The sequence below is a fragment of the Rhizobium sp. B230/85 genome, assembly GCF_019355735.1.
GTDB classification, from domain to species: Bacteria; Pseudomonadota; Alphaproteobacteria; order Rhizobiales; family Rhizobiaceae; genus Rhizobium; species Rhizobium rhododendri.
Map to the genome: position 1 here is coordinate 245461 of NZ_CP072156.1, position 21946 is coordinate 267406.

The window sequence follows — 21946 nt, forward strand, 5'->3', positions numbered from 1 at the left end:
GGAAGCAACTTGCTCGTTTTGATCCAGACTTAGTCGCCTATGAAAAAAGGCGACCCCTGCAGGCCGCCTTTGTATCGATTGCAATGCATCTATCCGGATCAGGCCTTGTAGACGACCAGCAGGTCCTTGGCGTCGATCTGGTCGCCGGCATTGACCAGCACTTCGGCAATGGTGCCATCGGCTTCGGCGTGCAGCGCCGTCTCCATCTTCATCGCCTCGATCGAAACGAGGACGTCACCAGCCTTGATCGCCTGTCCCGCCGTCACGAAGACGCGCGAGATGACGCCCGGCATCGGCGCGCCGACCTGAGTGGCATTGCCTGTTTCGGCCTTGCGGCGCACCGCTCCACCGGCGACGCCATGCACGCGGTCAGGCACCTTGATATGGCGTGGCTGACCGTTGAGCTCGAAGAATACCGTGACCATGCCCTTCTCGTCGGTACCGGTCATCGCCTGGTTGAGAATAACAAGGGTCTTGCCCTTCTCGATCTCGGCAAACAGCTCTTCGCCTTCGGGAAGGCCATAGAAATAAGCGGGCGTCGGCAGGGCCGAAACCGGACCGTAAGTGTCATGCGCCAGCGCAAAATCGGTGAAGACCTTCGGATACATCAGGTACGAGGCAAACTCGAAATCATTGACCTTGCGCTCGATCTTGGTCTCGATCGCCGCACGCTCGGCATCGAGGTCGGCCGCTTCCAGCAGCGAACCGGGGCGAACTGTGTAGGGCTTTTCGCCCTTCAGCGCCTTCCTCTGCAACGCCTCCGGCCAGCCGCCGGGCGGCTGTCCGAGATCGCCCTTCAGCATCGAGACGACCGATTCCGGAAACGAAACATCCTTGGCCGGGTTGATCACGTCGGCAACGGTCAGGTCTTGGCTGACCATCAGCAGCGCCATGTCACCAACCACCTTGGAGGATGGTGTCACCTTGACGATATCGCCGAACATCTGGTTGACGTCGGCATAGGTCTGGGCGACCTCGTGCCAGCGGCTTTCCAGACCTAGCGAGCGCGCCTGTTCCTTGAGATTGGTGAACTGGCCGCCCGGCATCTCGTGCAGGTAGACCTCCGAGGCCGGCCCCTTCAGGTCGCTCTCGAATGCCGAGTACTGATGGCGCACCGCCTCCCAATAGAAAGATATACGGCGGATCCATTCGGGATCGAGACCCGGATCGCGCTCGGAACCGCGCAGCGCTTCGACGATGGAGCCAAGGCACGGCTGCGAGGTATTGCCCGACAACGCATCCATGGCCGCATCGACAGCATCGACCCCCGCATCGACGGCCGCCAGCACCGTTGCAGCGGCGATACCCGACGTGTCGTGCGTATGGAAATGGATCGGCAGGCTGGTGGCCTCGCGCAACGCCCTGAACAGCACCGTGGCCGCCGCAGGCTTCAAGAGGCCTGCCATGTCCTTCAGTGCGATGATATGAGCGCCGGCCTTTTCCAGCTCGACGGCTAGATCCGCGTAATATCTCAGATCGTATTTCGGCCGTGCGGAATTCAGGATATCACCGGTGTAGCAGATCGCCGCTTCGCAGAGCTTGTTCTCTTCAATGACCGCGTCCATGGAGACGCGCATGTTCTCCACCCAGTTCAGGCAGTCGAAAACGCGGAACAGGTCGATGCCGCCCTTGGCCGCTTGGCGGACGAAGTATTTGACGACATTGTCCGGATAGTTCTTGTAGCCGACCCCGTTGGCGCCGCGCAGAAGCATCTGCAGCAGCAGGTTCGGCGCGCGCTCGCGGATCGAAGCCAACCGTTCCCAGGGATCCTCGGTCAGGAAGCGCATCGACACGTCGAATGTGGCGCCGCCCCAGCATTCGAGCGACAGCAGTTCCGGCAGCGCCCGGGCGTAGGTCCCGGCCACCTGCGCGATGTCGAAGGTCCGCATGCGGGTCGCGAGCAGCGACTGGTGACCGTCGCGCATCGTGGTGTCGGTGACCAGCACGCGCTTTTCGTTGCGCATCCATTCGCCGAACTTCTTCGGACCGAGCTGGTCCAGCCTCTGCTTGGTGCCGTCAGGGATCTTGGCGTCGATATAGGGGAGGACAGGCTTGGCGATATTGTCGGACGGCGCGGGACGGCCACGCGCTTCGGGGTGTCCGTTGACGGTGACATCAGCCAGATAAGTAAGAAGCTTGGTGGCGCGGTCCTGACGCTTGACCTGCTGGAACAACTCCGGCGTCGTGTCGATGAAACGCGTCGTGTACGTATTGTCGCGGAATTTAGGGTGGGTGATGATGGCTTCGAGGAAGGTCAGGTTGGTGGCAACGCCGCGAATACGGAATTCGCGAAGAGCGCGATCCATGCGCGCGATGGCCTCATCCGGCGAGGGCGCCCAGGCGGTGACCTTTTCCAGCAGCGGATCATAGAAGCGGGTCACGACGCCGCCGGCATAGGCCGTGCCGCCGTCGAGACGAATACCGAAGCCGGATGCCTGCCGGTAGGCAGTGATCCGGCCATAATCCGGAATGAAGTTATGCTCCGGATCTTCCGTCGTGATGCGGCACTGCAGGGCATGGCCGTTCAGCCGGATGTCCTTTTGCGCCGGAACGCCCGAGCCCGGCGTGCCGATGGCAAAGCCGTCGAGGATGTGGATCTGCGCCTTGACGATATCGATGCCGGTGACGACTTCGGTGACGGTATGCTCGACCTGAATGCGCGGATTGACTTCGATGAAGTAGAATTTGCCGGTGTCCATATCCATCAGATATTCGACCGTGCCGGCGCCGACATAGCCGGTGGCGTTGGCAATCTTCAGCGAATAGGTAGCCAGCTCCTGGCGCTGCTCCTCGGTAAGATAAGGCGCCGGAGCACGTTCGACGACTTTCTGGTTGCGCCGCTGCACCGAGCAGTCGCGCTCGAACAGATGCACCGCATTGCCATGGGTATCGCCAAGGATCTGGCTTTCGACATGGCGGGCGCGCTCGACCAGCTTTTCGAGATAGACCTCGTCCTTGCCGAATGCGGCCATCGCCTCGCGCTTGGCCTCGGTGACTTCCTTGGCGAGATCCTTCGGGTCGCGAATGGTGCGCATGCCACGCCCGCCGCCGCCCCAGGAGGCCTTAAGCATGATCGGATAACCGATGCTATCGGCCATCCGGGCGACTTCGGCCATGTCTTCGGGCAGCGGCGCGGTCGCCGGCACGACGGGCACGCCGATCTCGATGGCGAGGTTGCGGGCGGCGACCTTGTTGCCGAGGCGCCGCATGGTATCGCCTGTCGGGCCGATGAAGATGATCCCGGCCTCTTTACAGGCATCGACGAATTCCGGGCTTTCCGACAGCAGGCCGTAGCCTGGATGGATGGCATCAGCACCGGACATCTTGGCGACGCGAATGATTTCCTCGATCGACAGATAGCTTTCGATGGGGCCTAGATCACGGGCAAGATGCGGGCCGCGGCCGACCTGGTAGCTCTCGTCGGCCTTGAAGCGGTGCAGCGCGAGCTTGTCCTCCTCGGCCCAGATGGCCACCGTCTTAATGCCTAGTTCGTTGGCGGCGCGGAATACGCGGATCGCGATCTCGGAACGGTTGGCAACCAGGATTTTGGAAATGGGCAAGGCGATCTCCTCAGGGTCGAAACGAGCATGTTGCACCCGCGAAGAAAATTCTTAGCGCCTTGTCACAAGAAGTTCAATTTCCCCGCGAGCCTGCAAATCAAATTTCTTGATTAGACGATTAAGCCATATCGGAAAGCTAAAGCGACGATGTTCTGGCGGTTTTTGGCCTTCATCTTGTCCTGGATGCCGTTCATGTACCAGTCGACAGTATGATTGGAGATCTTGAGCAGCTTGCTGATCTCCATCGAGGTCAGACCTTCTGCGAGATAGTTGAGAATTTCCATTTCTCGCCGCGTCATCTGGATATCGACCTCCAGGCCTCGCTCGAGCGCTTCGGCTTCGTTCCGCAACTCGAGGATTTTCCAGAAGGCATTGGAGGCGACGGCATTGAAAAGGCTGATCTCGATCGGCGAAAGATCAATAACGTCGCCACCGAGGGTCATCGTGCCGAGCAAGCCGTTGCGCCCGTGGATGGGAAAGATGTAGCCGTCCAGCATTCCGTGGTTCCGGGCATCCATCATCATCTGCTCCATCCGCCGGCGATGCGGATCGGCACGAAATACGGCAATGGTATCTCGCCAGCGAAATGGGCGCTGGGCGCGCGCCAGATAGCGGACGGTTGGGTCGATCAGCACGTATTTCTTGGCGATGTAGAGCGGCGCCCATTTATCGGGCCACTTGCCGGCCAGCACGAGACTCATGGGATCGGCGCTTGGTTTCGGCTGCTTAAGCAAACCATAATAGGCAAATTTGTAAGAATGAACCACGCGTTCCAGTTCGGTAACGACGGCTTCGACAGTGCGGCACTCCTCGAAAATAACCAGCAGTTGAAGTAGGCAATTAATATTCACAAATACCCCCTGGCGCCCGGGTGCGGCAGCCGCGCCGCCATCGTCAGGCGCGGTAACAACACTTAGCCCATGCAATTAACCCCCTCATTTTTGCAGGAAATGCGGGAGGCGTCACCCGCGAATTTTCGCGTATCGATCAAAGGTAAGTCATGCCGGGCGAGAGGGCCTGCAAAACAGCAAGACTGACCGAATGGAGGGACCTCGGAGAACCGGTTTATCGCTGGTCGCGGAGTGGTCCAAAGCGACGAAAATGGTGCCGATAACGCCTTGTCAGGATTCGTTAATCGCCGGTTCAGGTAGCAAATCGTAAAGCTCACAACATCGGAATTCGCAGATGCACAAGAGGTATCGACGTGTCGCTTTTAAGAGTTTACGCAAGAGCTTTGCAATATCTTGCCGCCTACCGGCTCCGCGTTTCTTTTGTCGTGCTCGCAAACATCGTGCTTGCCGCAATCACCATCGTTGAGCCAATCCTGTTCGGCAAGATCATCGATGCAATGTCTTCCAAGGCACCGGTTCAGCCGATCCTCATCATGTGGGGCGCCTTCGCCGTATTCAACACGATCGCCTTCGTGGTGGTCGCGCGTGAAGCCGACCGCCTGGCGCACGGCCGCCGCGCCACGCTGCTGACCGAAGCTTTTGGTCGCATCATTTCCATGCCGCTGTCGTGGCACAGCAAGCACGGCACGTCCGCTGCCCTGCACACCCTGCTGCGTGCCTGCGAAACGCTGTTCGGCCTGTGGCTGGAATTCATGCGCAACCACCTGTCGACGGTCGTCGCACTGGCTCTGCTCATCCCGACCGCGATCTCGATGGACATCCGTCTTTCTGCAGTGCTCGGCGTGCTCGGCGTTGCATATTGGCTGATCGGCCGTGTCGTCATGAGCCGCACCAAGGATGGTCAGGCTTCTGTCGAAGATCACTATCACACGGTATTTTCGCATGTCAGCGACTCGATCAGCAACGTCTCCGTGCTGCACAGCTACAACCGCATCGAAGCTGAAACCCGTTCGCTGAAGGCATTTGCCGACCGTCTGCTGGCTGCCCAGTATCCTGTTCTCGACTGGTGGGCACTTGCCAGCGCCCTGAACCGCATGGCCTCGACCATTGCCATGATGATCATCCTGATCATCGGCACCACCCTGGTCCAGGCCGGTAGCCTGCGCGTCGGCGACGTCATTGCCTTCATCGGCTTTGCCAACCTCTTGATCGGCCGTCTCGACCAGATGCGCATGTTCGCCACGCAGATCTTCGAAGCCCGTGCCAAGCTGGTCGACTTCTACGCCCTGGAAGACTCCGTCCGTGAGCGTGAAGAAGCAGCAGGCCTGGCCGAGATCAAGGACGTCAAGGGTGATGTCGAGTTCCGCAACGTCTCGTTCGGCTTCGGTGGCGAAAGCTCGCAGGGCCTGCACGACGTCAACTTCACGGTAAAGGCTGGCCAGACGGTTGCAATCGTCGGCCCAACCGGCGCCGGCAAGACGACGCTCGTCAACCTGCTCCAGCGCGTCTTCGACCCACAGGTCGGCCAGATCCTCGTCGACGGCACGGATATCTCCAAGGTCACCCGCAAGTCGCTGCGCCGCAGCATTGCGACGGTCTTCCAGGATGCCGGTCTGCTGAACCGCTCGATCAGCGACAACATTCGCCTGGGCCGTGAAGATGCGACGATCGAGCAAGTCATGGAAGCCGCCAATGCTGCTGCTGCCGCCGACTTCATCGAGACACGCGACGACGGCTACGACACCCGGGTGGGCGAACGCGGCAACAAGCTCTCCGGCGGCGAACGCCAGCGGATTGCCATCGCCCGCGCCATCCTCAAGGACGCACCTATCCTGGTCCTCGACGAAGCCACCAGCGCGCTGGATGTTGAAACAGAAAACCGCGTCAAGGCGGCCATCGACAACCTGCGCCAGAACCGCACGACGTTCATCATCGCCCACCGCCTTTCGACGGTCCGCGAAGCCGATATCGTCCTCTTCCTGGAAAATGGCCGGGTCGTGGAAAATGGCAGCTTCGACGATCTGAGCAAGAGCAACGGCCGCTTCGCAGCCCTGCTGCGGGCCAGCGGCATCCTCACGGACGAAGAAGTCCGCAAGGCACACACTACCCACGAAGCCGCCTAAGGGCTTAACATCATACAAAATCGAAAAGGCCGGAAGGATGATCTCCTTCCGGCCTTTTTTGTATATCGGTTTGCTGATTACAGGCTTCGAAAAGACGCCCCCGCGTGCCGCGATGGAAGGCGGTTGCCCTCGCCGAACAGCCTGTTTCGCAACGATCCTTCTGCGTATTCCGTCTTGTAGATGCCGCGATCCTGCAGCGCCGGCACCACGTATTCGATGAAATCTTCGTAGCTCTCCGGCATCACCGTCCGCGTCAGGTTGAAGCCGTCGATCTCACCCTCGACGATCCAGTCCTGGAGTTCGTCGGCAACCTCCGAGCCATCACCGACGATGGTCGGATAGCGTCCGCCAATTGTCATTTCAGCGAGCAACTGCCGTCTCGTCCAGCCGCGTTGCTGGGCAACCTGCGCCGCAGATTGGCTGGCATTGGACGGGCCGCCATAGGCAATGGTTTCATCCAGCCCATAGCGGGAAAAATCGATGCCGGTGCTTGCCGAAAAATGCGCCAGACCGGCCTCCGGGTTGGCATAGCGCAGATAGTCCGCATATTTTTCCTGAGCCGCCTTCGATGTGCGGTCGGCAACCACCGTGATGCCGACAAGGATCTTGATGTCGTTGGCGCGTCGCCCGGCTGCCACCAGTTCCTCTCGCAGCAGGCGCGACGTCTTGCGTGCTGCCGCCTTGTCGGTCGCGGTGATGAAAACGCATTCGGCATGACGGATCGCAAATTGCCGCCCTCGCCCCGAAGTCCCTGCCTGATAAATGACAGGCGTCCGCTGGATCGACGGCTCGCTGAGATGATAGCCGCTCATCTGGTAAAAAGGCCCGGCGTGGCTGACGGCATGCACTTTTGACGGGTCGGCGTAGATGCGGGCTTCGCGGTCTGCCCGGACGGCGTCGTCGGCCCAGCTGCCTTCCCAGAGCTTGTAGAGCACCTCGAGGTAGTCGTCCGCGCTGTCGTAGCGCGAGTCGTGAGCGGCTTGAGCGTCCTGGCCGAGCGCCCGGGCGGCGCTGTCGAGATAGCCGGTGACGATATTCCAGCCGATCCGCCCGCCGGTGAGATGGTCGAGCGTCGACATACGGCGCGCGAAGAGATAGGGCGCCTCGGCATTGACGTTGACCGTCACCCCGAATCCCAGATGCCTGGTGACCGCCGCCATACCGGATATCAGCAGCGAAGGATCGTTGAGCGGCAACTGGATCGCTTCGCGCAGCGTCAGGTCCACGGAGCTATCGTAGACGTCATAGACGCCAAGGATATCGGCCAGGAAGACCCCATCGAACAGGCCGCGCTCCAGGGTCTTGGCGAGCGATGTCCAATGGTCCAGCGTCTTATACTCGACGGACCGGTCGCGCGGATGGGTCCACAGGCCGTGGTTGATATGGCCCACCGAGTTCATAGTGAAGGCATTGAGGACGATATGCTTCTTTCCAGTCGTCATCGATAAGCCACCAGTCCCTTTTTCTGAACAATCTCAGACCCCATGACATCCCTCCGCGCAACCAACACGGCTGCCGTATGGCGCCGCTGCGCGATCATAGGGTCGATGACAGCCCCGACAAAGGGGGGCGTTCTCTCCAACATGCTTCCTATGAAAAATTCGACCCAGTTTGCGCGCAACCGAGAAATTCTCGAAGTGCCGATTGCCACGCCGCAGCAAGTAACGAAATCACGCATGATCAGTGGACGGAATTGGCATTGCAATCAGTTGCCCGCTATATGTCCCTCCAGACCCTGAACATAAAATCGAGGCCTTGATGGCAAAGACCGAGACAGACGACAGCGAGGAAACGACGCGCGTGCGCGGTTCCGGCACGCAGAGCGTCTATGCTGCGCTGCGCGGTGAAATTCTAGCCATGGTGCTGGCTCCCGGCAGTCCGCTTGATGAGGTACGATTGTCCGAGCGTTTCAAGATGTCGCGCACACCCATCCGCGAAGCGCTTCTGCGCCTGGCAGCCGATGGCTTTGTCACGACGCTGCCGAACCGTAACACCATCGTCGCCACCATAGATTTTGCAACGCTGCCGACCTATTTCGAAGCGCTGGCGCTGATGTACCGCGTCACCACCCGTGGGGCTGCGCTGCGTGGCAAACCTGCAGGCATGGCGAAAATCCGGGCCCACCAGCAGCAGTTCGCCGCTGCCGTCGAGGCGCGCGATGCCTTTGCGATGATCGAGGCCAATCGGGAATTTCACGTGGCGATCGCCGAACTCGGCGGGAATGCCTACTATACCAATTTCTTTGCCCGGCTGCTCGACGAGGGCCGGCGCATCCTCAGGCTCTATTATTCCACCTTCGACGATCGTCTGCCCCGCCAGTATGTCGATGAACACGAGGAAATGATTGCCGCTATCGAGACGGGCGATGTCGAGCGCGCCGACAGGCTGGCCATCGACCACGCCGCCCAGATCGTCCGCCAGATCCAGGATTATGTCGCGCGACACCTCCAGGAGCCGATCGATCTCAAGATCGGCTGATGCGGCAAACTTTTGAATTGGGGGAGCTTTTAGGGACGGCCACGTCGTTTCGCAGCAGCAGGAGAGACGTCAATCTACCCGCCCGATCCTATCCTAAAGCTGATAGCGATCGCGCCCTGCCCTTTCGGACGGGTGGCTTTTGGCAGATTTTTCGCGGTAGCGATATGGCAAATCGCAGCTCTGCTAAAATGTGGAGTTTTTTTCAAAAGCATATACAAACCGAACAGAGGTGACGCCGCTTGCGTTCGATAGCGGCACGAGCATCGGTCGCGCACGGCGATCGCTGCACTGCGGACCGGGGATTGTATTGAAGTCCATCCATCAGAGCATTTACGACGACATCGAAACCAAGATCATGGACGGCACCTGGCAGCCGGGCCAGCGCATCCCGTTCGAACACGAGCTGGAACGGGAGTACGGTTGCTCGCGGATGACCGTCAACAAGGCGCTTACGGCGCTTGCCGACCGCGGCATGATCCTGCGCAAGCGCCGCGCCGGCTCGTTCGTCGCACCGCCGCAGATCGACCGGACCGTCATGGAAATCCAGGATATCGGCGCGGACGCCCGGACTGCCGGGCACGACTACACATTTCGGATCCTGTCGAGCAAGATCGAGCGCCTTGGCCCGTCCGAGGCCCTGAAACTCGGCGAGGAGGCCGGCAAGGAACTGTTGCGCCTCACCTGCCTTCACATCGTTGATCACAAGCCGCATGCTATCGAGCATCGGGTCATCATGCTGGACACTGTGCCGCGCGCGCGCTTCGAAACCTTCGAGACCAAACCGCCCGGCAGCTGGCTGCTTGAACAGGTTCCATGGTCGGAGGCCCGGCACGTCATCCGGGCAGTTGCCGCCGACAGCAGCACGGCAAAAACCCTCGATATGCAGAAGGGAGAGCCCTGCCTAGTGCTATCCCGCCAGACATGGCAGAGCGGCCGCACCGTGACGTTTGCTGAAATCATTCATCCCGGCGACCGCTATCAGTTCGCAGGTGTCTTCCGCCCCTTGAGTGCGACGGCATGAGCACCCTAAAATCTTATAGACATTAGCCGATATACCGAACCATGAGACCAGCATGATCGTCCTTCGTCTCAGCGACTACAAGCGGATGCCCTGGAAAAACGGCGGCGGGGAAACGCTGGAAATCGCTGTCATGGCATCTGCTGTGCCGAACGCCGATTTCGACTGGCGGATCAGCATGGCAACCGTCGCCTCCGACGGTCCTTTCTCACGCTTTCCGGGGATAGACCGCATCCTCACGGTTATCGGCGGCGATGCCATTGAGCTATCGGTCGAGGGCCGCGCGCCGGCGATGCTCGACCAAAACACCGCACCCTATGGTTTTCCGGGCGACACTGTGACCTCCGGGCGCCTGCGGGATGGCCCGATCGCCGATCTGAATGTGATGGCGAGACGCGGTATTGCGCATTCTGTCAAAAGGATCGAGGCCTCCGACCTGCCGCAATCGGAAGCTATGTCGCAGACCTCGTTTCTGTTTGCGCTGGCGCCGATGGCATTCCGCATCGGTCCGCGAGAGATCGCGCTGCAGCGACACGACACAGTGGATCTCTCGGGCGCAAGGATTACGGATATTGTCGTCGAGACATCCGGTAAAGGCCTGCTCATCGCCATAGGCTAGGGGAATTCGAGCGCATCAGATGCCGCTCTCCTTGATCGCCTGCATCACCACGAAGGTCGATGTACTCGCGACATGCGGCAGACTTGAAATCTTCTCGCCGAGCACCTGCCGGTATTTCCTGACGTCCGATGTACGGACCTTCAGCAGATAGTCGAACTGGCCGGCAATCATATGGCACTCCTCGACTTCCTTGATCTTCGCGACCCGGCTGTTGAATTCCTCCAGCGCCTTCTCGCGCGTATCGGACAGCTTCACCTCGGCGAAGGCGATGTGATCGAGGCCGAGTTTTTGCGGATCGAGCCTGGCATGGAAGCCAAGAATATAGCCGTCTTCCATCAGCCGTTTCAGTCGCACCTGGCAGGGTGTTTTCGAAAGACCCACCCTTTTCGACAGGTCGGTGATCGTCATCCGCCCGTCTTCGACAAGCGCATCCATGATTTTTCGATCGAAATGATCGATTTCACCGCTATTAGTGTCGCCAGGCATCAATTTCACCATAAAAGCATAAATAATCGGAGAAACTGCAACATCGATGCCAACTATAAGGGCAGATCGACTTCAGCCACAATGCTATAAACGATTCACGTGAAATTACGCATTTGGCAGGGATGACCGCGATGCAGACAGCCGTTCCCGAGAAGACCGTCGAAACCGCTGGCACCATGCCGATCTTTGCGGCTTTCGCCCCACCCATTTCTCCACCCACACCCCTACGCCGGGCGATCACAGCGGCCTATCGCATTCCGGAAATGGAATGTGTACCGCGGCTGGTGGAAGCGGCAACTCTGCCCGAAGATATCCGCACTGCCGCTAGACAGACCGCTACTAAGCTGATCGTCGCCCTGCGCGCCAAGCATAAAGGCTCCGGCGTCGAGGGCCTGGTGCATGAATATTCGCTCTCCAGCCAGGAGGGCGTGGCGCTGATGTGCCTCGCCGAGGCGCTGCTGCGTATTCCGGATACTGCCACGCGTGACGCGCTGATCCGTGACAAGATCGCCAATGGCGACTGGCGCTCGCATATCGGCGGTGGTCGCTCGCTCTTCGTCAATGCCGCCACCTGGGGCCTCGTCGTCACCGGGAAGCTGACGTCCACCGTCAACGATCCCGGCCTGTCAGCGGCGCTGACGCGGCTGATCGCCCGGGCCGGCGAACCGGTGATCCGCCGTGGCGTCGACATGGCAATGCGGATGATGGGCGAGCAGTTCGTCACCGGCGAAACCATCGACGAGGCGCTGCGCCGCTCGCGTGCGCTGGAAGCCAGAGGTTTCGGCTATTCCTACGACATGCTGGGAGAAGCCGCGACCACGGCAGCGGATGCGAAACGCTATTTTGCCGACTACGAGAATGCCATCCATGCCATCGGCAAGGCATCCGCCGGCCGCGGCATTTATAGCGGCCCGGGCATCTCCATAAAGCTGTCAGCCCTGCACCCGCGCTATTCGCGCGCCCAGAGCACCCGCGTCATGACTGAACTGCTGCCGGCCGTCAAAAAGCTGGCTCTCATTGCGAAAGGCTACGATATCGGCCTCAACATCGACGCGGAGGAGGCTGATCGCCTCGAACTGTCGCTCGACCTGCTCGAAGCCCTGCGCCTCGATCCCGATCTATCCGGTTGGAACGGCATGGGCTTCGTCGTCCAGGCCTATGGCAAACGCTGCCCCGCTGTGCTCGATTTCATCATCGATCTCGCAGAGCGGGCCAAGCACCGCATCATGGTTCGTCTCGTCAAGGGTGCCTACTGGGATGCCGAAATCAAGCGCGCGCAGGTCGACGGTCTTGCTGATTTCCCGGTCTATACCCGCAAGATCTACACGGACGTCTCCTATATCGCCTGCGCGAAAAAGCTGCTGGCATCGAAGGACCGCGTGTTTCCACAGTTCGCGACCCATAACGCCCAGACGCTGGCAACGATCCACGCCATGGCCGGATCCGCCTTCAAGGTCGGCGACTATGAGTTCCAGTGCCTGCATGGCATGGGAGAGCCGCTCTATGACGAGGTCGTCGGCAGCAGCAATCTCGACCGGCCGTGCCGCATCTACGCTCCTGTCGGCACTCATGAAACGCTGCTCGCTTACCTCGTCCGGCGGCTGCTCGAAAACGGCGCCAATTCCTCCTTCGTCAACCGAATCGCCGATCCGGCCATTTCCATCGACGAACTGACGGCCGATCCCGTCGAAATCGTCCGCGCAATGCCAACAGTCGGCGCCCGTCATGAGCAGATCAAGCGCCCTGCCGATCTCTACGGCGAACGTCGCAACTCCGCCGGGCTCGATCTCTCAGACGAAACCACGTTGTCAGAATTGTCGAGCGTGCTGCGCGAAGGCACGAAAGTCGAATGGACCGCAGTTCCGCCGCGCGACAACGGCAATCCCGCTTTGCCGGTCCGCAACCCTGCCGACATCAACGACATCGTCGGCACCGTCACAGAGGCGACCGACGCGGACGTAAAGCAGGCCGTCGCTCTCGCCACTGCCGCCACCGCATCCTGGAGCGCCACGCCAACGGCCGAACGTGCAGCGTGCCTGTTACGCGCCGCCGACCTGCTGCAGCAGCGGATGCCGGACCTTTTGGGACTGATCATGCGCGAGGCCGGCAAATCCCTGCCGAACGCCATCGGTGAAGTGCGGGAAGCGATCGATTTCCTGCGGTATTACGCCGAGCAGGCCAACCGCACCCTTGGCCTTGCGCACCACGCGCTGGGCCCCATTGTCTGCATCAGCCCGTGGAATTTTCCATTGGCGATTTTTGCCGGTCAGATTGCAGCGGCCCTGGTCGCAGGCAATCCGGTGCTGGCAAAACCTGCCGAAGAGACGCCGCTCATTGCTGCTGAAGCGGTGCGTATCCTACATCAGGCAGGCATTCCGGCAGACGCCCTGCAATTGCTGCCCGGCGATGGCCGGATCGGTGCCGCATTAGTTGAAAACGACGCCATTGCCGGCGTCATGTTCACCGGCTCGACAGATGTCGCCCGGCTGATCCAGGCGCAGCTTGCAAGCCGCCTCTCGGAGAACGGCAAGCCAATTCCTTTTATCGCCGAAACAGGCGGTCAGAACGCCATGATCGTCGACAGTTCGGCCCTTGCCGAACAGGTGGTCGCCGACGTCATCGCTTCAGCCTTCGACAGCGCCGGCCAGCGCTGCTCGGCGTTGCGCGTCCTTTGCCTGCAGGATGAGGTGGCTGACCGTGTGCTCGACATGCTGAAGGGCGCCCTCAACGAACTTGTCATCGGCCGCACCGACAGCCTAGCTGTCGACATCGGCCCGGTCATCACGGCTGAAGCAAAAAACAATATCGAAAAGCATATCGACGCCATGCGCGGCATCGGCGCCAAAGTCGAGCAGCTCGCCCTGACAGCAGAAACCGCAAACGGCACGTTCGTTCCGCCAACGATCATCGAACTCCGCCAGCTGTCGGACCTGAAGCAGGAAGTCTTCGGCCCCGTATTGCACGTGCTGCGCTATCGGCGCGACGATCTCGACCGGCTGATCGACGATATCAACGCCACAGGCTACGGCCTGACTTTTGGCCTGCACACGCGACTGGACGAAACCATCGCCCATGTGACAAGCCGCGTCAAAGCTGGCAATCTCTATGTCAACCGCAACATCATCGGCGCTGTCGTCGGCGTGCAGCCGTTTGGCGGCAGAGGGCTATCCGGCACCGGCCCCAAGGCCGGCGGTCCGCTCTATCTCGGCCGCCTTGTGTCGACACCTCCAGTGCCCCCGCAGCACAGCTCTGTCCACACCGATCCGGCGCTGCTCGATTTTGCCAAATGGCTGGATGGAAAAGACGCCAAGGCGATCGGCAGCGCTGCCCGCGAGAGCGGCCTTTGGTCCGCGCTCGGCCTGATATCGGAACTTGCCGGCCCGGTTGGCGAGCGTAACCTCTACGCCCTGCACCCGCGCGGAACGATCCTGCTGATGCCGGAGACGGTGGATGGGCTCTATGGGCAGCTATCCGCTGTGCTCGCCACCGGTAACAGCGCCATCATCGACGCATCGACCGGGTTGGAAGCAGCACTGGAGAGCTTGCCAGCCAGCGTTTCGTCCAGATTTTCCTTCAGTCCGGACTGGACAGCATCGGGGCCGTTTGCAGGTGCGCTGATCGAAGGCGAGGCGGAGCGTATCCGGGCTACCAATACCGCGATCGCCCAGCTGCCGGGGCCTCTGATCATTGTCCAGGCCGCATCGAGCCTGGAGCTGTCAGACAAACCCGAGAGCTATTGCTTGCACTGGCTGCTGGAAGAGGTCTCGACCAGCATCAACACGACAGCCGCCGGCGGCAATGCCAGCCTGATGTCGATCGGCTAACCGGCCGGACACCGATTTGAAAAGTGGCCGCTTGAGGCGGCCACCGATATCTGTCCTGCAGGATAGGTGGGAATTACTCAGGCGCCTTCTGGGTCTGCATGCACTCGGTCAGGCCCATGAACGCCTTCTCGACACCCTCGAGCGGAAACTCGACGCTATTGGTGTTGGCCTTGACCGCGAGCGTCTTGCCCGTCGTCAACGCCGTGACCGCCTCGGTCGTGTTCGGCACGTCAATGGTGGCGGTGGCGTCGGTATCGGCGGTCGAGGAGAAGTCCGTCGGAGCCCCGCCATCCACAGACCACGTACCTTTCACCGCATCGCCTTTGGCAATGGTGAACTTGGGCGAATTGGCAAACAGCACGACCTTGTCGCCGACGGCAAGCAGCCCAACTCCGGCATCTATGTTCTGCGCCAGGCAGCCGGTGAAACTATCGCCGTCCTTCAACGGCATGACCGCAAAATCAGCGGCATCGGCAGCACCGGAAAGCAACAGGGCGACGAGCGCCATGCTGGAGAATTTGAACCTGTTCACGGATGTTTCCTTTGTGGGAGAGGTTTGGGAATTCGGCACGACAAGTCATCCACGAGGCAAGACAGCCTGTGCGGATGAAAGTTAGACAGCGATGGCTACCCGCTGCAGGCTTAGTGATTATCCCGCGGAATTCCCTTCGTCTGGGCGATACGCTGGTAGTTGACCGCCGGCTCGAGCACCGCGCCGGTTTCCAGCTGGCCGACATAGGCGCGCTGTATTTCCTGCCACGGTGTCTGGCTGTCGGGATAGGCATAGCCACCGGCAGCCTCGAGCGCCCGGCGCCTTGATGCCAGTTCCTCGTCGTCGACAAGGATATTGGCCGATCCCTTGTTGAGATCGATACGCACGATGTCGCCGGTGCGCAGCAGGGCCAGCGTACCGCCGGCTGCGGCTTCCGGTGACGCATTGAGGATCGACGGCGAGCCTGACGTGCCGGACTGGCGTCCATCACCGATACAGGGTAATGAGTTTATACCCTGCTTCAGCAGATAATCGGGCGCCCGCATGTTTACGACCTCGGCGGCGCCGGGATAGCCGATGGGACCGGCACCGCGCATGAAAAGGATGCTCTTGAGGTCGATCGCGAGCGCCGGATCGTCGATCCGCGCATGATAATCCTCAGGCCCGTCGAAGACGATCGCCCGGCCGGTAAACGCATCCGGATCTTCGGGATTGGAGAGATAGTGCGCCCGGAATTCCGGCGAGATGACGCTGGTTTTCATGATCGCCGACGAGAACAGATTGCCTCGCAGCACTCGGAAACCAGCCCGCTCCTTCAAGGGACGCTCGAACGGGCGGATGACCTTTTCGTCTTCTGTCCTGGAGTTCGAATAGTTCTCGCCGACAGTGCGGCCATTCACGGTCATCGCATGGGTGTCGAGCAGGCCATGCTTGATAAGCTCGCCCATGACGGCCGGCACGCCGCCGGCATGGTAATAGTCCTCGCCCAGATATTCGCCGGCTGGCTGCAGGTTGACCAGCAGGGGAACATCCTCGCCGTGGGTCTGCCAGTCGTCGATATCGAGCGCGACGCCGATATGCCGGGCGAGCGCGTTCAGATGGATCGGCGCATTGGTCGAGCCGCCGATGGCAGAATTCACCTTGATCGCATTGACGAAGGCTTCACGGGTGAGGATATCCGACGGTTTCAAGTCTTCGCGAACCATCTCAACGATCCTGAGGCCCGTCTCGTAGGAGATCTCCTGGCGATCGCGGTAGGGGGCCGGGATCGCGGCTGCACCGGGCAACTGCATGCCTAGCGCTTCGGCCAGCGAATTCATCGTCGTCGCCGTGCCCATGGTGTTGCAATAGCCGGTCGACGGCGCCGAGGAAGCAACGAGCTTCAGGAACCCCTTCTGGTCGATTTCACCCTTGGCCAGAAGCTCGCGTGCCTTCCAGATGATGGTGCCGGAGCCCGTGCGCTCGCCGCGAAACCAGCCGTTCAGCATCGGGCCGACGGAGAGCGCGATGGCCGGAATATTGACCGTGGCCGCCGCCATCAGACAGGCCGGCGTCGTCTTGTCGCAACCGATTGTCAGCACCACGCCGTCCAGCGGGTAGCCATAGAGCACTTCGACGAGCCCGAGGTAGGACAGGTTGCGATCAAGTCCGGCCGTCGGCCGCTTGCCGGTCTCCTGGATCGGATGGACCGGAAATTCGATGGCGATGCCGCCGGCGTCGCGGATGCCCTCGCGGACGCGCTTGGCGAGCTCCAGATGGTGGCGGTTGCAGGGCGACAGGTCCGAGCCAGTCTGCGCGATACCGATAATCGGCCGCCCCGACTGCAGCTCGTCGAGGCTGAGGCCGAAGTTCATGTAGCGCTCGAGATAGAGGGCCGTCATGTCCGGATTTTGCGGATTGTCGAACCAGGCGCGCGAGCGCAGCGGCACGTCGTCCGGCAACGGGGTCGGAACGGAACGGGGTGTTTTCTTGTCCATTGACGGTATCCACGATTGGCGATGAATCAACCACCAGATTACTGGATCGTGGTGGATTGTATAAGCCAATTCGTATGGCTATGCGGAGTGCAGATCGCCGATTGCACCAATCTTGAGCCACCCGCTTTCGTGAACGACATCGGGGCGTTGACCGGCCTTAAACGGCACCGCCCGTCGGGCAAGCGGTGCCGTCGCCGGTCTCTCTATCAGGCCACGGGGGACGGTGCGCCCTGCAATTGGTCGACCGCTGCAATCACGCCTCGAAGCTCCGCCAGCCCCTTCAGCCGTCCGATGCAGGAATAGCCCGGATTGACGATTTTCTCCTGGTCGTCGATCAGTAGATGCCCATGGTCGGGACGCATCGGAATGACGCAGTCGCTGCGCCCGGTGGCCAGACGCCGACGCTCCTCGCCGCGCAGCACGGAAATCAGCGACACCATGTTGACGTCGCCACCGAGATGTTCGGATTCGACGAAGGACCCGTCGGCTTCCTTGCTAACGTTTCGCAAGTGGGCGAAATGAATATGCTGGGCGAAACGGGATGCGAGGCCGACCACATCGTTGCCGGCGCGCGAGCCGTAGGAGCCGGCGCATAGCGTGATGCCGTTGGCGGGTTCATCGACGGCATCGAGAAGGGTCTGGATATCCTCGGCCTGTGAGACAACGCGCGGCAGGCCGAACAGTGAAAACGGCGGGTCGTCGGGATGGATCGCGAGCCTGACGCCATTTTCTGCCGCGACCGGCACGACCTCGCGCAGGAATTCGACCAGATTGGCGCGCATATCATCCGAGGAAAGGTCGTCATAGGACGCGATCTGGCCGCGAATGGTTTCGCGGGTATGGCTGTCCTCCCCACCCGGCAGGCCGGCAATGATGTTCTTCTCGAGCGTCAGGATGTCAGTATCCGTCATCGCCTCATGACGGAGGCGGGCAGCCTCGACGATATCGACTGCATAGCTGTCTTCTGCCCCGCGCCGCTTCAGCACGAACAGGTCATAAGCGGCAAAATCCACCATGTCGAAGCGTAGCGCAAAGCCTCCCGCCTCGGTCGGAAAGAGCAAGTTCGTGCGCGTCCAGTCGACGACCGGCATGAAATTGTAGCAGACGACGGGAACGCCACCTTTGCCGAGATTGGCCAGGCTCTCTTTCCAGGCGTCGACATAACGCCGCCAGTTCTGATTGCGCAGCTTGATGGCGGAGTTGACCGGAATGGATTCGCAGACAGACCAGACCATTCCGGCCTTTTTCACCAGCGCCATCCGCTCCGCGATATCGTCCGGCGTCCAGACGCGACCGTCATAGATGTGATGTAAAGCCGTCACGACGCCATGGGCGCCCGCCTGCCGTGCGTGAGATAGGGTCACGGGATCTTCCGGCCCGAACCAGCGCCAACTTTGCAGCATGTCTTCCTCCACGTAATGTTGGGCAATTAAAGCAAGAATATTTCAAATGACAAGTCGAGATCGCATATTGCGACTTTAAGCCCAACATAATAATCTTGGTAACGGTGAGGAGTGAGGGACAAGCATGGAGGACGGTAGCAGGGCTTCGGCCGTCGACGACGTGGTCCGCCAGATCCGCGAGATGATCCGCGAACGCGGCATGGGCGTCGGCGACATCTTGCCGGGAGAAGCGGAACTGGCCGTGCAGTTCGCCTCCAGCCGCAATACCGTACGCGAAGCATTCCGGACGCTGAAAGCCTATGGCGTCGCCGAATCGCGACAGAAGATCGGCGCCGTTCTGACCGACCAGCACCAGCACGCCATGCAGCGGCTGTTCGCATTCGCGATGGATGTGTCAGTCGATGCCTTTCGCGATATTCAGGGCTATCGCCGGCTGACCGAAATGAACCTGTTCGACCCGCTCATGCAACGCCTGACGCCCGGAATGCTGGATGAAATGGACGCGCTCAACCAGACCATCCTTACATCCGAAAACGCCGAGCAGGCCTCCGAGTGCGATTTCCAGTTTCACACCCTGTTGGTCGATGCCGCCGGCAACCGCACTCTGTCGGAAACCTACGGCATGTTGCGGCCGGTCATCCAGCGCCTGATGATGGCCGGCAAATCGCAGCGGCTGACGCTGGAAGCCGTGGTCAGCGAGCATGCGGACATTGTTGCCGCCCTGCGCCATCGCAACCGTATCGCCTTTTCCTACCATATGGACCGACATCTCGACGCCGGTCTCCAATTCATTCCCGAGGCGCCGCGAGCGACGCCGACCGCCAATCGCAGCATGCCGCGTAAAGGACGCCGATAATGCCAGAGTTTACTAACAAGGTAGCGCTCGTCACAGGAACCACCGGCATTGGCCGCGCCGTGGCCCTGCATCTCGCCCGCGAGGGGGCAGCGGTCGCAGCCGTCGGGATCGACGCGGCGGCAAATATCGAGCTGCAAGGCTTGGCAGACGCCGAACAGCTGTCGCTTATCGTCCTCACCGCAGATGCCTCTATCCCAGAGATGGTAGGCACCGCCGTGACGGAAACCGTATCCCGCTTCGGTGGCCTCGATATCATCGTCAACGCGGCAGCCGTTCACCCCTATGGCGATGCGACGGAGACATCCTTCCAGATCTTCATGCGCTGCATGGCGGTGAATGTCGGCTCGATCCACCTCACCGCGCAGTTTGGCGTGCCGGAAATGCGCAAACGCGGTGGCGGGGCGATTGTAAACCTGTCCAGCGTCCAGGGTCACGCCTGCCAGCAGGGCGTCTCCGCCTATGTCGCGTCCAAGGGTGCAATCCACGCCATGACGCGCGCCATGGCACTGGACTTTGCCGCTGACCGGATCCGCGTTGTCTCCATCAGTCCCGGTTCGGTGCGTACGCCCATTCTCGAACTCGCAGCCCGGACTTTCGGCGGACCGGATGCCGATATCGACGATGCGTTCCGTCGCTTCGGCGAAGCCCATCCGCTCGGTCGTATCGGCGAACCGGAAGAGGTGGCGGCCCTGGCGGCCTTCCTCGCCTCCGACAAGGCGGCGTTCATCACCGGCTCCGACCACCGCATCGACGGCGGCCTGACGGCCGGCATCGGCGTCAAGTAATCATCAGGCAGGCGGAGACACACTATGACAGCATCGATGAAACGCAGCGAAATCAACAGGATCATCCGCGATGCCGAGGCGTTCATGCGCTCGTTCGGCTACATCCTGCCGCCTTTTGCCAGGTGGTCGCCAAGCGAGATGCAGGCGCGCAAGGCCGAAATCGGCAATATCGTCGATGCCAACCTCGGCTGGGATATCACCGACTTCGGGCTTGGGGATTTCTCCAGATCCGGTCTCTTCCTGTTCACTGCCCGCAATGGCAGGTTTGCGGATCTGCAAAAGGGACGCGGGATGCTCTACGCCGAGAAGGCTATGATTTCCCGCAACGGCCAGGTGACGCCGAGCCACACCCATGTGCTAAAGGCCGAGGACATCATCAATCGCGGTGGCGGCACCCTGGTGATCGAACTGTTCGGCGATACCGACGGGCACTGCGACCGCACCAAGGGCACGCAGGTTTTCTGCGATGGCCTGTTACGGACGCTTGCCGCCGGCGAAAAGCTGAGGCTTGCGCCCGGCGAGAGCGTGACGCTGATGCCGGGCGACTGGCATGCCTTCTGGGCCGAAGACGGCGATGTCTTCGTCGCCGAAGTCTCGACTGTCAACGACGATGCCACGGACAACATCTTCGACGATCCCGCCGTGTCGCGCTTTTACGGGATAGAAGAGGACGAGGCGCCGCTCCATCTGCTTGTTTCGGACTATGCGACCTGGCTGCGCTGAACGACAAAATTGATTTCTACGATGGCTGACGCTATCGATCGTTGAAGTCTAAGCTTAGGATGGAGGCGCTACATGTCCGAGAATTTACAAAACTGGCAGCCGCGCCCGCGTCCGGAGCGAAAGATCCTCCAGGGCCGCTACGTCCGCCTGGAGCCCCTCAATGCCGCGCAGCATGGCGATGGCCTGTACGAGGCCTCAGCGGTATCGGACATCGACAGTCGATTTGCATGGTTGCCGGATTATCCTCCGGAAAACCGGGCAGCATTCCAGCCGTGGCTCGACAATGCCGAAACAAACAACGATCCGCTCTTTTTCACATTGATCGACGAGGCAAGCGGCAAGGTCGCCGGGCGCCAGGCCTTGATGCGGATCGAACCGGCACCCGGTGTGATCGAGATCGGCAATATCTACTGGGGGCCGCTCGTTTCGCGCAAGCCGGCAGCCACCGAGGCGTTCTTCCTGTTTGCCAGCTATATCTTCGACGAGCTCGGCTACCGCCGCTACGAGTGGAAATGCAACAACCGCAACGATCCTTCAAAGCGGGCCGCCGAGCGATTTGGCTTTCAGTTCGAGGGCATTTTTCGCCAGCATCTGGTGGTGAAGGGCGAGAACCGCGACACGGCTTGGTATTCAATCATCGATAAGGAATGGCCGGCATTGCGCAAGGCCTACATAGCCTGGCTCGACCCGGATAATTTCGACGCTGCTGGAAAACAAAAACGCCGGCTCGAGGAGTTTCGAGCCGGCTGAT

General features: G+C 60.7%; 16 protein-coding genes. 9 read left to right on the forward strand and 7 right to left on the reverse strand.

Going from position 1 to position 21946, the window contains the following annotated elements:
• Window positions 1-98 precede the first annotated feature (98 nt).
• A complete protein-coding gene (pyc, locus tag J5289_RS01245) occupies window positions 99-3560 on the reverse strand; it encodes a pyruvate carboxylase (RefSeq protein ID WP_209185343.1) in 3462 nt (1153 codons plus the stop codon).
• A 110-nt stretch (window positions 3561-3670) separates the two neighbouring features.
• Window positions 3671-4411, reverse strand: coding sequence for a LuxR family transcriptional regulator (locus J5289_RS01250; protein WP_142824591.1), 741 nt, complete (start codon window positions 4409-4411; stop codon window positions 3671-3673).
• A gap of 353 nt (window positions 4412-4764) precedes the next feature.
• Here J5289_RS01250 and J5289_RS01255 point away from each other — a divergent pair, with 353 nt between their 5' ends.
• Window positions 4765-6534, forward strand: coding sequence for a glucan ABC transporter ATP-binding protein/ permease (locus J5289_RS01255; protein WP_142824590.1), 1770 nt, complete (start codon window positions 4765-4767; stop codon window positions 6532-6534).
• A gap of 77 nt (window positions 6535-6611) precedes the next feature.
• Here J5289_RS01255 and J5289_RS01260 read toward each other — a convergent pair whose 3' ends face one another.
• Entirely contained in the window at window positions 6612-7976 is a 1365-nt protein-coding gene (locus tag J5289_RS01260) for an LLM class flavin-dependent oxidoreductase (protein ID WP_209187649.1), read from the reverse strand.
• Window positions 7977-8292: 316 nt separating this feature from the next.
• Here J5289_RS01260 and J5289_RS01265 point away from each other — a divergent pair, with 316 nt between their 5' ends.
• From J5289_RS01265 to J5289_RS01275, 3 genes are all read left to right on the forward strand, one after another.
• Entirely contained in the window at window positions 8293-9012 is a 720-nt protein-coding gene (locus tag J5289_RS01265) for a GntR family transcriptional regulator (RefSeq protein WP_209185345.1), read from the forward strand.
• Between the two features lie 307 nt (window positions 9013-9319).
• The gene (gene hutC, locus J5289_RS01270) at window positions 9320-10033 is read left to right on the forward strand and encodes a histidine utilization repressor (protein WP_209185346.1); all 714 of its coding nucleotides are present in this window, start codon (window positions 9320-9322) and stop codon (window positions 10031-10033) included.
• A 52-nt stretch (window positions 10034-10085) separates the two neighbouring features.
• Window positions 10086-10649, forward strand: a complete 564-nt coding sequence (locus J5289_RS01275; protein ID WP_209185347.1) for a HutD family protein — start codon at window positions 10086-10088, stop codon at window positions 10647-10649.
• 15 nt (window positions 10650-10664) lie between these two features.
• On the opposite strand, the gene J5289_RS01280 is transcribed toward J5289_RS01275, so the two are convergent.
• Window positions 10665-11135, reverse strand: a complete 471-nt coding sequence (locus J5289_RS01280; RefSeq protein ID WP_247749230.1) for an Lrp/AsnC family transcriptional regulator — start codon at window positions 11133-11135, stop codon at window positions 10665-10667.
• Window positions 11136-11266: 131 nt separating this feature from the next.
• Between J5289_RS01280 and putA the strand changes: the two genes are divergently transcribed.
• Entirely contained in the window at window positions 11267-14959 is a 3693-nt protein-coding gene (gene putA, locus J5289_RS01285; RefSeq protein WP_247749823.1) for a trifunctional transcriptional regulator/proline dehydrogenase/L-glutamate gamma-semialdehyde dehydrogenase, read from the forward strand.
• A gap of 73 nt (window positions 14960-15032) precedes the next feature.
• On the opposite strand, the gene J5289_RS01290 is transcribed toward putA, so the two are convergent.
• The 3 genes from J5289_RS01290 to uxuA all read right to left on the reverse strand — a co-directional run bounded on the left by J5289_RS01290 (window position 15033) and on the right by uxuA (window position 18831).
• A complete protein-coding gene (locus J5289_RS01290) occupies window positions 15033-15491 on the reverse strand; it encodes a hypothetical protein (RefSeq protein ID WP_209185349.1) in 459 nt (152 codons plus the stop codon).
• Between the two features lie 110 nt (window positions 15492-15601).
• Window positions 15602-17428 carry an IlvD/Edd family dehydratase gene (locus tag J5289_RS01295; RefSeq protein ID WP_209185350.1) on the reverse strand — a complete coding sequence of 609 codons (1827 nt, stop codon included), beginning with the start codon at window positions 17426-17428 and terminating at the stop codon, window positions 15602-15604.
• 206 nt (window positions 17429-17634) lie between these two features.
• Window positions 17635-18831, reverse strand: a complete 1197-nt coding sequence (gene uxuA, locus J5289_RS01300) for a mannonate dehydratase (RefSeq protein WP_209207499.1) — start codon at window positions 18829-18831, stop codon at window positions 17635-17637.
• A gap of 124 nt (window positions 18832-18955) precedes the next feature.
• Between uxuA and J5289_RS01305 the strand changes: the two genes are divergently transcribed.
• The 4 genes from J5289_RS01305 (at window position 18956) to J5289_RS01320 (ending at window position 21945) form a co-directional block, all read left to right on the forward strand.
• Window positions 18956-19687 carry a FadR/GntR family transcriptional regulator gene (locus J5289_RS01305; protein ID WP_209185352.1) on the forward strand — a complete coding sequence of 244 codons (732 nt, stop codon included), beginning with the start codon at window positions 18956-18958 and terminating at the stop codon, window positions 19685-19687.
• Window positions 19687-20472, forward strand: a complete 786-nt coding sequence (locus J5289_RS01310) for an SDR family NAD(P)-dependent oxidoreductase (RefSeq protein ID WP_209185353.1) — start codon at window positions 19687-19689, stop codon at window positions 20470-20472. The genes J5289_RS01305 and J5289_RS01310 overlap by 1 nt, the downstream gene beginning before the upstream one ends.
• 36 nt (window positions 20473-20508) lie before the next feature.
• Window positions 20509-21195, forward strand: coding sequence for a D-lyxose/D-mannose family sugar isomerase (locus J5289_RS01315; protein WP_209207503.1), 687 nt, complete (start codon window positions 20509-20511; stop codon window positions 21193-21195).
• A 72-nt stretch (window positions 21196-21267) separates the two neighbouring features.
• Complete coding sequence (locus J5289_RS01320) at window positions 21268-21945, forward strand: GNAT family N-acetyltransferase (RefSeq protein WP_209185354.1); 678 nt, start codon at window positions 21268-21270, stop codon at window positions 21943-21945.
• Window position 21946 lies beyond the last annotated feature (1 nt).